The 12617-nt window shown below is 65.9% G+C and carries 15 protein-coding genes and 1 tRNA gene; 6 read left to right on the top strand and 10 right to left on the bottom strand.

The window, feature by feature from the left end; all coding sequences use genetic code 11:
* Positions 1–162 precede the first annotated feature (162 nt).
* The 5 genes from mltG (at position 163) to SSKA14_RS19660 (ending at position 3397) form a co-directional block, all read left to right on the top strand.
* Positions 163–1224 carry an endolytic transglycosylase MltG gene (gene mltG / locus SSKA14_RS19680; RefSeq protein WP_040008662.1) on the top strand — a complete coding sequence of 354 codons (1062 nt, stop codon included), beginning with the start codon at positions 163–165 and terminating at the stop codon, positions 1222–1224.
* Positions 1221–1886, top strand: coding sequence for a dTMP kinase (gene tmk, locus SSKA14_RS19675; RefSeq protein ID WP_008267800.1), 666 nt, complete (start codon positions 1221–1223; stop codon positions 1884–1886). The genes mltG and tmk overlap by 4 nt, the downstream gene beginning before the upstream one ends.
* The gene (locus tag SSKA14_RS19670) at positions 1883–2839 is read left to right on the top strand and encodes a DNA polymerase III subunit delta' (protein ID WP_008268788.1); all 957 of its coding nucleotides are present in this window, start codon (positions 1883–1885) and stop codon (positions 2837–2839) included. The genes tmk and SSKA14_RS19670 overlap by 4 nt, the downstream gene beginning before the upstream one ends.
* On the top strand, positions 2836–3189 hold the full coding sequence (locus SSKA14_RS19665) for a PilZ domain-containing protein (RefSeq protein ID WP_004146965.1): 354 nt from the start codon (positions 2836–2838) through the stop codon (positions 3187–3189). Before SSKA14_RS19670 ends, SSKA14_RS19665 begins: the two co-directional genes overlap by 4 nt.
* Positions 3190–3322: 133 nt before the next feature.
* Positions 3323–3397: transfer RNA gene (locus SSKA14_RS19660), tRNA-Val, on the top strand.
* Between the two features lie 84 nt (positions 3398–3481).
* On the opposite strand, the gene SSKA14_RS19655 is transcribed toward SSKA14_RS19660, so the two are convergent.
* Positions 3482–4045 carry a hypothetical protein gene (locus tag SSKA14_RS19655; protein WP_008266792.1) on the bottom strand — a complete coding sequence of 188 codons (564 nt, stop codon included), beginning with the start codon at positions 4043–4045 and terminating at the stop codon, positions 3482–3484.
* A gap of 52 nt (positions 4046–4097) precedes the next feature.
* On the bottom strand, positions 4098–4505 hold the full coding sequence (locus SSKA14_RS19650; protein ID WP_008265859.1) for a hypothetical protein: 408 nt from the start codon (positions 4503–4505) through the stop codon (positions 4098–4100).
* Positions 4506–5023: 518 nt separating this feature from the next.
* Between SSKA14_RS19650 and SSKA14_RS19645 the strand changes: the two genes are divergently transcribed.
* Positions 5024–5404, top strand: coding sequence for a tautomerase family protein (locus SSKA14_RS19645; RefSeq protein ID WP_008264737.1), 381 nt, complete (start codon positions 5024–5026; stop codon positions 5402–5404).
* A gap of 81 nt (positions 5405–5485) precedes the next feature.
* Here the strand turns inward: SSKA14_RS19645 and SSKA14_RS19640 are convergent, their stop codons facing one another.
* The 8 genes from SSKA14_RS19640 to SSKA14_RS19605 form a co-directional block, all read right to left on the bottom strand.
* Positions 5486–6559 (bottom strand): contractile injection system protein, VgrG/Pvc8 family, encoded by a 1074-nt coding sequence (locus SSKA14_RS19640; RefSeq protein WP_008267765.1) that lies wholly within the window; start codon positions 6557–6559, stop codon positions 5486–5488.
* Complete coding sequence (locus SSKA14_RS19635) at positions 6550–6765, bottom strand: tail protein X (RefSeq protein WP_008266797.1); 216 nt, start codon at positions 6763–6765, stop codon at positions 6550–6552. Before SSKA14_RS19635 ends, SSKA14_RS19640 begins: the two co-directional genes overlap by 10 nt.
* On the bottom strand, positions 6749–7216 hold the full coding sequence (locus SSKA14_RS19630; protein ID WP_008267780.1) for a phage tail protein: 468 nt from the start codon (positions 7214–7216) through the stop codon (positions 6749–6751). The genes SSKA14_RS19635 and SSKA14_RS19630 overlap by 17 nt, the downstream gene beginning before the upstream one ends.
* 2 nt (positions 7217–7218) lie before the next feature.
* Complete coding sequence (locus SSKA14_RS19625) at positions 7219–9681, bottom strand: phage tail tape measure protein (RefSeq protein WP_008265418.1); 2463 nt, start codon at positions 9679–9681, stop codon at positions 7219–7221.
* A 120-nt stretch (positions 9682–9801) separates the two neighbouring features.
* On the bottom strand, positions 9802–10092 hold the full coding sequence (locus SSKA14_RS19620; RefSeq protein ID WP_004154663.1) for a phage tail assembly protein: 291 nt from the start codon (positions 10090–10092) through the stop codon (positions 9802–9804).
* Positions 10093–10173: 81 nt separating this feature from the next.
* A complete protein-coding gene (locus SSKA14_RS19615) occupies positions 10174–10677 on the bottom strand; it encodes a phage major tail tube protein (RefSeq protein WP_008266187.1) in 504 nt (167 codons plus the stop codon).
* Positions 10678–10679: 2 nt separating this feature from the next.
* On the bottom strand, positions 10680–11882 hold the full coding sequence (locus SSKA14_RS19610) for a phage tail sheath C-terminal domain-containing protein (protein WP_040008655.1): 1203 nt from the start codon (positions 11880–11882) through the stop codon (positions 10680–10682).
* Between the two features lie 102 nt (positions 11883–11984).
* Positions 11985–12617, bottom strand: a complete 633-nt coding sequence (locus SSKA14_RS19605; RefSeq protein ID WP_008264619.1) for a hypothetical protein — start codon at positions 12615–12617, stop codon at positions 11985–11987.

The raw sequence follows: 12617 nt of genomic DNA, 5'->3' as shown, positions 1-12617 counted from the left end.
CCGCGCGACTGCCGGCCAGCGGCCGGCACTACCGGTACCAGTGGGGGCCATTGCTCGGATGGGTGCCGACGGTGGGTCGGCACAGGCGCATGCCACCCCGCTCATGACCCCAATCCACCGGCACGGTATCCTGCACGACGGAATCGAGTTCAGAGGTTGTCCATGGCGGGAGCCAAGCGCGGGTGTCTGTTCGTGGTAACGCTGGTGGTGGTGCTGGCCGCCGTCGTGGCCGGTGCTGGCGCGTGGTTCTTCTACCAGCAGACCCAGTTCGCCGACGCCCGGATCACCCCGACCGCCGAAAGCGTGGTCATCGCCAGCGGCGATGGCATGAACAGCGTGCTGCGCAAGCTGCGCGAGGCCGGCGTGGATGAAGGCCAGGATGCGCAGTGGCAGCTGCTGGCGCGCCAGCTCGATGCCGCCGGCAAACTGAAGGTGGGCGAATACGCGCTCAGCACCGACCTGACCCCGCGCGAACTGCTGCTGCGCATGCGCGCCGGCAAGGTGCTGCAGCACCGCGTCACGATCGTCGAGGGCTGGAACATCCGCCAGCTGCGTGCCGCGCTGAAGCGCGCCGAGCCGCTGCTGCACACCACCGATACGCTCGACGACGCGGCCCTGATGCAGCGTCTCGGTTTCGATGACCAGCATCCGGAAGGCCGCTTCCTGCCGGAGACCTACGTCTACCAGCGTGGCGACAGTGATCTGGACGTACTCAAGCGTGCCCATGCCGCGATGGAAAAGGCGCTGGACGAGGCGTGGGAAAGCCGCGCGCCGGACCTGCCGATCAACACGCCGTACGAACTGCTGACGATGGCCTCGATCATCGAGAAGGAAACCGCGCTGGCCAGCGAGCGCCCGCAGATTGCCGGCGTGTTCATGCGCCGCCTGAAGATCGGCATGCGCCTGCAGACCGACCCGACCGTGATCTATGGCATCGGCCCCGCGTATGACGGCAACATCCGTCGTCGTGACCTGACCACCGATACGCCCTACAACACCTATACCCGTGCAGGCCTGACCCCGACCCCGATCGCCATGCCCAGCCGCGATGCGCTGATGGCGGCCGCGCAGCCGCTGTCGGGCGACGCGCTGTACTTTGTCGCCGTCGGCGATGGCAGTGGCGCGCACGTGTTCTCGTCCAGCCTGGACCAGCACAACGCCGCAGTAGCCCGCTACCTGCAGCAGCTGCGCCGGCAACGTACCCAGGAGACCCCGGCGCAATGAGTCCCGCGCTGCTTCGCCACCCGCGTTTCGTCAGCCTGGAAGGCGGCGAGGGCGCGGGCAAGACCACGGCCATCAATGCCATCCGTGACTGCCTGCGCAGCCACGGCCACGAGGTGGTGCTGACCCGCGAGCCGGGCGGTACGCCGCTGGCCGAGCGCATCCGCGGCCTGGTGCTGAAGCCCGATGCCGAAATCGCCGCTGAGCCGCTCAGCGCCGAGGCCGAGCTGCTGCTGGTGTTCGCCGCGCGCGCCCAGCATGTGCGGCAGGTGATCCAGCCGGCGCTGCAGCGCGGCGCCTATGTGCTGAGCGATCGCTTCACCGATTCCAGCTATGCCTACCAGGGCGGTGGCCGCGGGCTTGATCCGCAGTGGATTGCCGATCTGGAACGTCGCGCGGTCGGCCTGCTGCCTGGCCTGACCCTGCTGCTGGACGTGGATGTGGCGGTAGGCCGCGCGCGCGCCAATGGCCGCGACCTGTGGCCGGACCGCATCGAGAGCGAACAGGATGATTTCTTCCAGCGCGTGCGCGCCGTGTTCCGCAGCCGCGCGCAGCTGGACCCGCAGCGTTTCGCGCTGATCGACGCCGGCCAGGTGCAGGAACGCGTCGCCGCTGATGTGGTTGCGCGTGTCGAGCGCTGGCTGCAGGACGGGGAGGGCGCATGAGCAGGTTCTCGCCATGGCAGCAGCGCGCGTTCGAGCAGACCGTGGCCGCGCTCGATGCCGATCGTCTCGGTCACGGCCTGCTGATCTGCGGCCCGGCCGGTCTGGGCAAACATGAGGTGGCGCTGGCGCTGGCTGACCATGTGCTGGCACGTGGCGACGCTGCACATGCCACGCGCACGCGCCAGCTGATCGCCGCCGGCACGCATCCGGACCTGCAGCTGGTCAGCTTCATTCCGAACAAGAGCGGCGACAAGCTGCGTACCGAGATCGTCATCGAGCAGGTGCGCGAGATCACCAACAAGCTGGCGCTGACCCCGCAGTACGGCGTGGCGCAGGTGGTGATCGTCGACCCGGCCGATGCGATCAACCGCTCGGCGGCCAATGCGCTGCTGAAGACGCTGGAAGAGCCGCAGCCGGGTCGCTACCTGTGGCTGATCAGCAGCGACCCGGCACGCCTGCCGCAGACGGTGCGCAGCCGCTGCCAGCGCCTGGAGTTCAAGCTGCCGCCCCGCGATGAAGCACTGGCCTGGCTGCAGCAGCAGGGCCACAGCGAAGCATCGGCGCGCGAAGCGCTGGATGCCGCGCGCGGCCATCCCGGCCAGGCCGACAACTGGCTGCGCGAAGATGGCCTGAGCCTGCGCCGCGAAGTGGGCCGCGAGCTGGAGCAGCTGGCCGCCGGCAAGACCGGCGCGGTGGAGCTGGCGCAGAAGTGGTGCGGTGATGACAACGCGGCGCTGCGCCTGCGTTTTGCCGCCGACCTGGCGCTGGCGCAGGCCAGCACCGATGCCTTGACCACGCCGGAGCGATTGCACAAGCTTGCAGCCTGGTTCGATGCGGCCAACCGCACCCGCGACCTGCTGCGCACCACGGTGCGTGCAGACCTTGCGGTGGTCGAGTTGCTGCTGGCCTGGAACAAGGTGAACGAGCGGCCTGCCGCAAGGGGAAATCGATGAGTGCCAGCAACGCCCGCCAGGGCATCCTGTCCCTGGCCGTGAAGGACAAAGCCGCGCTGTACAGCGCGTACATGCCGTTCGTGAAGAATGGCGGCATCTTCGTGCCCACGCCCAAGCGCTACTTCCTGGGCGACGAGGTATTCCTGCTGCTGACCCTGCCTGATTCCAGCGAGCGCCTGCCGGTGGCCGGCAAGGTGATCTGGGTGACCCCGGCCGGCGCGCAGGGCAACCGCACCGCCGGCATCGGCGTGCAGCTGGCCGATGGCGCCGAAGGCGAGGGCGTGCGCCACAAGATCGAGACGCTGCTGGCCGGCCTGACCAGTTCGGACAAGCCGACCCATACGATGTGAGGCGCCGCTGGGCGGTTCTGTAGAGCCGAGCCATGCTCGGCTGTGTGCCCCGGAAAACACCCGTGAACACGAATGTGAAAAACGGTTGACGGCCTCTGAAAAGCCCCTATAATGAGCGGCTCAGCAACACACCGGGCGGTTAGCTCAGCGGTAGAGCATTGCCTTCACACGGCAAGGGTCACAGGTTCGATCCCTGTACCGCCCACCATGTTGCAGAACGAAAAAAGCCTCCAGCAATGGGGGCTTTTTTGTTGCCTGGGGTTCCGTGGCGCCCGCCGAAGCAGGCTCCGTCTCAGCCCGGATCCTCCAGCCGTTCGCGGGCCATCATCGCCACGCCATCCAACAGGTCGTGGCCGCTGCCGGCCTGCACCACCACCGCCAGCAGGCTGCGGCCCACTACGGCATTGCCGCCGCTCAGCTCCATCTCGCCTTCGAAGCACACATCGCTCAACCATTCATGCGCCTGCTGCAGCCCGCGCTTGCGGGCGCGGCTGAACTCCGCAAGCAGCTTTGCCCGGCCCGCTTCGTGTTCGCCATCGGCAAGCAGGCCGATGGCACCGCCGTGCGCTGCACGCCACACCGCAGGCAACGGACGACCGTTCTCGTCCACCACGTCTGCTGACAACTGCGCGCAATACACCTCATAGCGCTTGCCCGCCGTGCTGGCCGGCACGACGCCGGCTTCGGCCAGCAGGCGCTCGGCTTCATGCAGGTGATTGAACTTCAACCGCAGCAGGGCAGGGCGGCTCACCTGCTGGGCGAGCGCCTGCTGGTTGGCGGCAAACCAGACATTCCAGCCGACCGTTGCGCGGCCTTCCAGAGCGGCCTTGAAGTACTCCAGGTGTTCGGCGTCCATTGCGGTCTCCTGCGATTCCCTGCGCGATTGTAGCCACGTCGCGCCCAGGCGATCAGGCGGTTCCACCTTCCAGGCAATGGTTGGCTTCGCGCACCAGTTGCCGCGCGGCCACGATCAACCCGTCGGTGTGGAAGGCGCCCAGCTGTTCATCCGGACCGGCCTCGCTACGCGCGCGGTCGGCGGCCTGCAGCAGATCGAGCACTGCGGTGAGCCCTGCCATCGAGCGGCGCAGCGACGCGTGATTGCTGGCGGCAAGGGTGAGAGTGCTGCACGGTTGCCCATCCTCGCCCTCGGCGTTGTTGATGGCATTGAGGCACGCGAAAAACGCGGGTGACTGCATGGGCAGGTTCTGCTCGTCCAATGCGCACTCGATCTCGCGTGCGATGTCGTCGGGAACCTGGTTGGCGATGTCGGCAATCAGTGTGTACAGGCGTGGAAACGATGCGGCTCGTTTGGTCATGGCAAAACCCTCACTGGCGTAGGGCCACCTTCGGAAAGAAGGTGGCGGACGGTGCGGGTTGGCGTACCAAGGCAAACAAGCTTCAAGGGAGAAGAACGCCTGGCGGATCTTGCGATCCCCACGCACCGTCCGCCATTGACGGCAGTCAGTGCATTATCTCAGCTGCGATTGATTTCGCAGGCCTTGAAGCTTGTTCGTTTATTCGAGACGCCAATCCCGACCAAGGCGTGCTGCCTTGGCGATGCGATCATCGATCCGCTTAAAGACGGAAGTCATTGAGGAAAGTTGCAACAACGCCAGCCATGACGGGATTCCACCCCCCATGGGGCAATCCGCGCCTTGCCTGAACGAAGCAGCGCCGCTACACGGCCCAGATAGATGGCAATCACGTCACCCGGCGCAGGTGTCGTCGAACGTGCCATCCATGAAAGCAGACGTTCCATCCATGCGCTGTGCCGCCGCTTTCGACGGGCGTAGTCTCGGCTCACTGCCGTCCCACCTGGCCCTGGAGCCCCGCCATGCCGCTCGCCCGCATTGATCTTCGCAAAGGTAAATCCGCCGACTACCTGCAACGCGTGGGTGAAGCCATCTACCAGGCCATGCGTGCGGTGGGCGTGCCGGAGAACGACCGCTTCCAGATCTTCCAGCAGCACGACCCCGGCACGCTCGTTTACGACCCCGGCTACCTGGGCGTTGACCGCACCGACGATTTCATCTGCATCCAGATCACCTGGAACGAGGGGCGCACGCTGGAGCAGAAGAAGGCGCTGTATGCCGGCATCGCCGAGGGCCTGCACACGGCGGTGGGCATCCGCCGCGAGGATGTGTTCATCAACCTGGTGGAAGTGAAGAAGGAGAACTGGTCGTTTGGTAATGGCGTGGCGCAGTACGTGAGTTGATGTGCGAAAAGCATCCACGCATGGCGTGGATCTACTGAGCGTGGGCGAGGACGCTGATGTAGATCCGCGCTCCGCGTGGATTTACACCTCGCTGGCTACCTGCTCGCCTTCGCTGGCCGGGGCATTGCTGGCCGCTTTTACTGCGTCGGCACTGTTGGGTTGTTCGCATTCGATGCGGGTGACGTAGCCCTCGCTGCCGATGCTGTGCTCGGCACGCTTGACCAGCCACTGGCCATCCACGCCCTCGCGGAACCCCTGCATCACCACGGTGGCTTCGGCCATCAGTGTCTCGCGGCCGGGCAGGGTGTAGCTGAGCGTACGCGTCTGCCGTGCCTGTTCGCGATGCTTGGCGCGTGCCGCCGCCTCTGCGCTCTCCCGGTCGGCATAGGCCATGCGCAGGCGAACGATCGGTTCACCGCTGCCCACCTTCACTTCCTGGCGCTTGGCACTGCGCACGTCGCGGTAGTAGGCAATGGTGGTACCGGCATCTTCGCGTGCGGCAAGGGTTACCCGATAGTCGCTGCCATCGGCGGGGGTGAGGGTGACATCGGGAATGCGCTCGCCGCTGGCGCTGGTGGATTCGCCCCGCTTCACGAACACCAGGCGCCCGCCTCCGGGCTTGGCGATGGCATCGTGTTGTTTGGCCAGGCGCAGCAGCAGGTTCATGTCCGACTCCTGCGACTGCACCGTCAGCGGCAGCACGATCGACGCCAGCGATGCACTCACCGCTGCGTTCAGCCCATGCTCGCCGGCCATGCGCCGCACCATGTCGCCGATCGTGGTGCCCTTCTTCCAGGTGCGCGTTTTCTGCGTCTGCAGGTCGCTCTTGCCCTCCTTGCTGGTCTCGAACGGTGCCGCCCGGGCGCGCAGCGTCATGCTGCCGGGAAAGCCGGAGATCTCCACCTCGTCGCAGATGTACAGGCCTACGCGCCGCACTTCGCCGTCATAGCCGATGAAGGCCTCCAGTTCCGCGCCCACCGGTGGCAGCTGGATTGGGTCGGACGGATCATGGTCGGCCAGCTGCAGCTCCAGCGTGTCGGACGTGTTGCCGGTCTCGTCGGTGATGCGGAGCGACTTGAAGCGCGCCATGATCTTGTCGGTGATGTCCTGGCTGTTGGCCACCACGCGGAAGGCCGGTGCGATGTTCAATCCCACAGGGCCACTCCCTTGCGCTCGCTGGCCGGGCGCTGCACCTGCGGCAGGGTGATCGCCACGCCGGCAGGCAGCACTGCGCCGCGCGCGGCCAGGCCCGGGTTGGCGTCGAGTACCGCGCGCAGGATGGCTGGTGACTGCTCGCCATAGTGCGCATACGCGATACGGTCGACGACATCGCCGTCGCGGGTGTTATACGTTCGTGCCATCGCTGTGCTTCCGCAGTGAAAGGGTGAATTCCTGTTTCAGGACCGCGCTGTCGGCGGTGAACTCGCTGGCGGTGGCATCGATCTTCTCGATGACCCACAGGCCCAGGTTGCCGCCCTTGCCGGTCAGCAGTCGATGGGGCGTGCCCTGCGCGGCCAGCCTGCGCAGCTGTGCGAGCTCATTGCCGGCGCCGCGGAACTGGTAATAGATGACGCCAGGCAGGGTCATGCTGGCTGAGCCCGGTCCGGTGTACTGCAGGGCCGCCATCTGGCCGACGCGGTCCTGCGCCTGCCAGCGATACTCGTTGGATTGCTGGATCTCCCGGAAGACCGCGGTGTTGAGGCTGAACTTGAAGCCGCCCAGCATCAGCAGGACCGGGGCGTTGCCGGAGTCGTTGGCTTTGAACTGCGACAGCAGCTTGTCTACTGCGCCGGTTACGAATTCGCGTTTCATGCTCAGTTCCTGTCTGCCAGGCCACCACGGGCGGTCACCGCGCTGCGACGCTGCAGCTCATCGGCCGTGCGGCGCGCCACCGCTTCGCTGGATTCGCCTGGCTGCTGGTGGATGGTGATGTTGTTGGTCTGCTGCTGCTGCACCGTGGTGGCGCTGCGCGGGCTGGGCGAAGGCATCTCCGGTGCGGCACGCCCGGCCGGTGTACCAAAGGCATTCGGCATGCGTGGTTGCACGCTGGCGCTGTGCAGGCTGGCGGGCGCGAGCATCACCGGCGGGAGCTGTATGCCGCCGTTTGCGCGTATCGCGCCGTAGGCATCGACCGCGGTGTTCACACCAAACGCGATCTTGTTCTTGGTGGTGCCCAGCAGGCCCCCGACCTTGTCCATGATGGTGCCCACCATCTCCATGAAGGGGGCCATCTTGGCCATCATCGTGTCGATCACGCCGCTGACCTTTGCTGCAACCCAGTCCCAGGCACTACCGAAGGTGACGACGATGAATCCAGCCACCGTGCCGATGACCTCACCGATCATCCTGAAGACCTCGGCGACGAAGCCAGCGACCTGGATGATGGCGCGGAAGTTGAGCATGAGTGCTTCGCCCACCAGCTTGCCGATCTCGCCCACGCGGGAGAGTTCGTTTCCGGTGTACTGCGCCGGGGCCAGCATCCGCGACAGCCAGTCCCAGGCCTGCCCCAGCAGGGCACCCACGGCCTCCCACGCCGGACGCAGCGGCGCAACGGCATTCACCAGTTCTCCCATCGCGGAGGTGCCCGCACTGCTGAGACCTTCCCATACACCGCCGAGGAAGGCCTTGATCGGCTCCCAGTACTTGCGGACAAGCAGGGCACCGGCAGTGAGCGCGGCCACAGCTACCGCGATAGGTCCGCCACCAATGGCCCCCACTGCGGTGGCGACGACGCGGAACACCGAGGCGATACGCATGGCCATCGGGCCGAAGCGCCCCAGCTGGGCCAGCAGGTTGCCGGCACGGAACAGCTGGAAGACCTTCTGCACGCCCAGGATCGGACCCTTCACGAACGTCCAGGCGTAACGGGCACCGAGTACCGCGCTGCGCATGGCGAGCATGCCCACCACCACCTTGGTGGTATTGGCGATCAGCTTCGGATTCTCGGTCACGAAGGTGGTTACGCCGTTCAGCAGTTCGGTCAGTTTCACCGCGGCGTCGCCGACCGCGGGCAGCAACGCCGCACCAAAGGCCTTGGACAGGTTGTCCACGGCGATCTTCGCGCCCTGGATCTTCTCCGGGTCGGTCTGCATGGCATTGGCGTAAGCCGCATCGGTGGTTCCGGCAGAGCCATTGAGCGCCTTGTCGCGGATCCGGGTGTACTGGTCCCAGTTCTGGATCATCGGGCCGACGAAGTTCTTCGCCTGTGCATCGCCGAACAGCTTTCCGATCTTCTGCTGATCGCCGGCCGTGGCCTGGATGATGGCCTGCATCGCAGCGTCGAACGGGTTGCCACCGCTGCTCTGCGCGTCGCTGATGATCTTGCGCAGGTCGAGGCCGAATCCCTTCTTGGCCTTGGCCTGGAGCTCGGGCGACATGATCGATGTCATGAAGCCCTTCATCTGGGTGGCTGCCTGGTCAGCGCCGCCCGCGGACCTGCGCGTGGCTTCCAGTGCCGCGCCCATGGTGGCCGCTGCTGCGTTGCCCTGCAGCTTCAGCGCCTGGAACGACGTTCCCAGCACCGGCATCACCTTGGCCATGTCCTTCAGCCCCAGCCCGCCCTGGCGGCTGCTGACGACCAGGACATCCAGCGCCGACTGCATGTTGGCAGGGTCGATATCGAATGACTGCTGCAGGCCAACGGCGGCGCTGGAGACGTCGTCGATCCCGGTGCCGGTGACGGTGGCGGTGCGGCCGATGGCGCGCAGGCTGGCCTGCGCCGACTGTGCATCCATGCCGGCGTCGACCAGCAACCGGATGGCGCGCTGCAGGTCATTCGCCTTCTGGTTGGTGTTGCCGGTCTCGGCCAGGATCGTCCTGCCCAGCGCTTTGACCTGGCTGTTGTCCAGGCCCGCTGCGCTGCCGATCTGCTGGTTCTGGCGGGCGAAGCTGGAGGCGTTCTCGACCGGCTTGGCCAGCTGGGTCACTGCGCTGCCGAGCAGGGTGCGTGACTCCTTGAAGGAGGTTCCCAGCTTCTTGCGGCTACGCAGATTGGCGGTGCTCGCCTTCTCGATGCGCTCCAGGCCGGTCTGCACCTTGCGCAGGCGATCGCCCTCGCTGGAGAGCCTGGCGTACTCCTGGCGCAGCCCGGCAACGTTCTGCTTGAGCTTTACCAGCGAGGGGTTCGCCTTGCTCATGGAGCGCTGCTTGCGCTCCAGCCTGTCCAGTTCGCTGCCGATCTTCTTCAGTCCGTCCTCGGTGGAGGACAGTGCGGACTTCAGCGAGCCCGAGATCGAGCCACCGATCGTGATCGTTGTCGTTTGAACGTTACTCGCCATGTACCGGCAATCCTTGTATCCACCAGATGAACTTCGACACCCGCAGCGTCATGATTTCGCGCAGGCCCCAGCCGGTATGGCCGGCCAGGGCGAGCACTCCCTGCCTGATCTGCGGCAGGGTCAGGTGGTAAAAAGCGCGACCCCCGACTGCAGGCGGGCGTAGTCGCGCAGCGGCAGCTTGCGCAGGTCGTCCGGCGGGATCTCGCACAGGTTGGCGATCATGCGCACCTCTCGCTGTGCATCGCTGCCCTTGTCATCCTGGAAGCGCTCCATGTCTTCCACGGTGGGTTCGCGCATGCGCAGCACGGCGGTTTCCACGCCATTGACCTGGCGAGGGCGGGTGAGGGTGACTTCGGCATAGCCATCGCGTTCGATGACGTGGTCGTTGGCGGTCTTGGTCTTGCTGGACATGGATGTGTTCCTGGAAATCGAGGGAGCGCGATGAAGGCGGGGGCGCGAGGCGCCCCCGGTACTGTGGAGATGCGTGCGGGGTCAGATGCCCAGGGCGCTGCGCAGGCCGGCCAGCATGTCCACGCCGTTCTGCTTGGCGATCATGTTGACCACGTCCAGCTCCTGGACGACCAGCGGTCCGTGGGTGAGCTTGTAGTAGCTCAGCGCGAGCGAGATCTTCACCGTGCCCTTCTCGCCGGACTTGGACTCGCCACGATCGATGGCCTTGACCTTGCCGCGCATGTTGTGGACCACGGCGGTGATGCTGCCGTCGCTGGATTCCAGCGCCTCGCGTGCGGTGAAGGAGTACTCCTTGCTTTCCACGACGTGGAACTTGCCCATGATGTCCGGGTCATCGGCGATGAAGACGGCCTCGGCTTCAAGCTTCTCGTGGCCCAGGGTGATCTCGGTCGGGGCGAACATGCCACCGGCCTGGAAATCCTCGGTCTTCAGCGTCAGCTTCGGAGCGGTGAAGGATTCGACGTTGCCGGCATAGCCCTTGCCATCGACGTAGAAGTTGAAGTTCTTGCGGACGTTGCGCGCCATGCTTAGAAGATCTCCGAGACGTAGTTGTTGTTCATGTGCATGCGGAAGGTCAGCTGCTCACCCGGGTAGGTCGGGGTGAAGTCGAAGTCCCAATAGAAGCGGCCCTGGGCCACGCTGTCCGCTGCGTTCAGTTCCGGGTCGATCCAGCAGTTGCCGCCGAGGATCGCGCCCTGGGTCTTCAGGCCGCGCAGGAAGGCATTGACGCCCTCGCGCACGTCATCGACGTAGGTCTTGCTGATGCCGCGGTCGACGGCCCACAGATGGGCAGCCTCGAGGCTGTCGGCGATGATGTCGGCGGTGCGCACCACGCACAGGAACTGCCACTTCGGATCGATGCTGGTGGTGCGGTTGCCCCACAGGCGGAAGCCACCTTCGCGGATGACGGTTGCCACGTTGGACTGGTTCAGCAGGTTGGCGCGGCTGGTCGCATCGGACAGGCCGAAGTCGATGGCACGCGCGGTACCGACCACGCCGTTGAGTTCCAGGTTCGACGGCGAAGCCCACCAGCCGCGTTCGTTGTCGCTGCGGGCGATGGCGCCGGCCACGGCACCGGAGGCGTAGCGGGTGACGATCGCATCGCCGGACTGCACCAGCAGCGCCGGGTCGACCACATAGACGCGCTTGGAACCGGTCAGGGCGGTGGTGCTCTTGGCGGCGTCATCGTTGCTGTTCGGGCCGTCCTTGATGATCACCGCGCGCAGCTTGTCGGCGATGCCGAGCAGCTCGGCCACGACCGGGTTGGCCAGTACCGCCTCGGGCTTGGCCGGATCGGTGGGGTGCACGTGGGTGAAACCCGGTGCGACCAGGATGCGCGGCTTGACGCCGACGATGGACTTGGCCGCCAGCAGGGCGTGCACGCCTTCATAGGCACCGGTCTGTGCGTTCACACCGCCCAGCACGTTGGCCAGGGTGGCGCTTTCGTTGGCACCGTTCTCGACGCGGATGACGACGACGACAGCACTGGACTGATCGAAGATCGCATCGAGTGCGCCGGGCAGCGTGCCGGCTTCAGCGCCGGTCTTAGCCGACAGCTTGGCCGCCTGCGAGGGCGAGGTCACCAGGACGGGGGTGTTGATGGGGAACGCTTCGGTGTCAGCCAGCGGTGCGGTGCCGACGATGCCGATCACGCTGCTGGAGGCGATGGCAATCGAACGGGCACCGGTATCGATGTTGACGACCTGTACGCCATGGAGAAATTCGGTCATTCGGGGTTCTTCCTCGGTGTGGGTGTGTGCCGGCATGTGCAGGCGACGGGGTAATGTTCGGAGAAGCCGGCGCTGGCGATAATTGCAATCGTGGCCGCGGCGTCATTCCATGATGGGTCCGGTGTCACCACGCGAGTGGGATGCGCTCATGTAGACCTGGTCTTCGCGCGCCAGGACGACGCCGGTGCTGGCTCGGCGAATCTCGACGATGAGGCTGCAGCCCGCGCTGCCGTAGACAACGTCGAATCCGCAGTAGCGATCGGTACCGAGATTCAACCAGGCACCTGTTCCGGAAGGATTCGCATCGCCTTCGACCTTGGTGTAGCGGATCTCGAAGTTGCTCGCGATACCACGGATGAGCCATGGACCGAAGGTGCGGGTGACGCCGTTGGGGTTGTTCGTCCACGTCTGCACCATGCCGTTGGACTTGAAGCTGAAGGCCGCGTGTCCGTTGGGCGCAGCGCCGGCGTAGGACGAGCCGCCGATGCTCGGGTTGGGAATGGTGACCGCGTCGTACTGCGCGGTGCCCCGGGCCGCCCACAGGTTCGACACGTCCATGCCGCCGATGCGATGCCCGACGTCCGCACGCTTGCTGCCGTACTGGATGTGGGCGTAGCGGCGGCTCAGGTCGGTGCCGCCGACGCGGCGGCCCGAATCCTGTGCCAGTGGGCCCTCTACATAGGGATCGAACAGGTCGTCGAAATCCGTGCCGCCGGAGCGATAGCCACTGGCCAT

It is taken from the genome of Stenotrophomonas sp. SKA14, assembly GCF_000158575.1.
GTDB lineage: Bacteria > Pseudomonadota > Gammaproteobacteria > Xanthomonadales > Xanthomonadaceae > Stenotrophomonas > Stenotrophomonas forensis.
Note: the sequence above shows the minus strand (reverse complement) of the source record. Positions and strands in the feature narration are given on the sequence as shown.

What these genes read in the sequence shown, in the direction of transcription:
- SSKA14_RS19670 (WP_008268788.1), top strand. Translation starts at nt 1,883, where the DNA reads ATGAGCAGGTTCTCGCCATGGCAGCAGCGCGCGTTCGAGCAGACCGTG.
- SSKA14_RS19610 (WP_040008655.1), bottom strand. Translation starts at nt 11,882, where the DNA reads ATGACCGAATTTCTCCATGGCGTACAGGTCGTCAACATCGATACCGGT.
- SSKA14_RS19635 (WP_008266797.1), bottom strand. Translation starts at nt 6,765, where the DNA reads ATGGCACGAACGTATAACACCCGCGACGGCGATGTCGTCGACCGTATC.
- SSKA14_RS19605 (WP_008264619.1), bottom strand. Translation starts at nt 12,617, where the DNA reads ATGGCCAGTGGCTATCGCTCCGGCGGCACGGATTTCGACGACCTGTTC.
- SSKA14_RS19655 (WP_008266792.1), bottom strand. Translation starts at nt 4,045, where the DNA reads ATGGACGCCGAACACCTGGAGTACTTCAAGGCCGCTCTGGAAGGCCGC.
- SSKA14_RS19630 (WP_008267780.1), bottom strand. Translation starts at nt 7,216, where the DNA reads ATGAAACGCGAATTCGTAACCGGCGCAGTAGACAAGCTGCTGTCGCAG.
- SSKA14_RS19645 (WP_008264737.1), top strand. Translation starts at nt 5,024, where the DNA reads ATGCCGCTCGCCCGCATTGATCTTCGCAAAGGTAAATCCGCCGACTAC.
- SSKA14_RS19615 (WP_008266187.1), bottom strand. Translation starts at nt 10,677, where the DNA reads ATGGCGCGCAACGTCCGCAAGAACTTCAACTTCTACGTCGATGGCAAG.
- SSKA14_RS19650 (WP_008265859.1), bottom strand. Translation starts at nt 4,505, where the DNA reads ATGACCAAACGAGCCGCATCGTTTCCACGCCTGTACACACTGATTGCC.
- SSKA14_RS19625 (WP_008265418.1), bottom strand. Translation starts at nt 9,681, where the DNA reads ATGGCGAGTAACGTTCAAACGACAACGATCACGATCGGTGGCTCGATC.
- SSKA14_RS19620 (WP_004154663.1), bottom strand. Translation starts at nt 10,092, where the DNA reads ATGTCCAGCAAGACCAAGACCGCCAACGACCACGTCATCGAACGCGAT.
- SSKA14_RS19665 (WP_004146965.1), top strand. Translation starts at nt 2,836, where the DNA reads ATGAGTGCCAGCAACGCCCGCCAGGGCATCCTGTCCCTGGCCGTGAAG.
- mltG (WP_040008662.1), top strand. Translation starts at nt 163, where the DNA reads ATGGCGGGAGCCAAGCGCGGGTGTCTGTTCGTGGTAACGCTGGTGGTG.
- tmk (WP_008267800.1), top strand. Translation starts at nt 1,221, where the DNA reads ATGAGTCCCGCGCTGCTTCGCCACCCGCGTTTCGTCAGCCTGGAAGGC.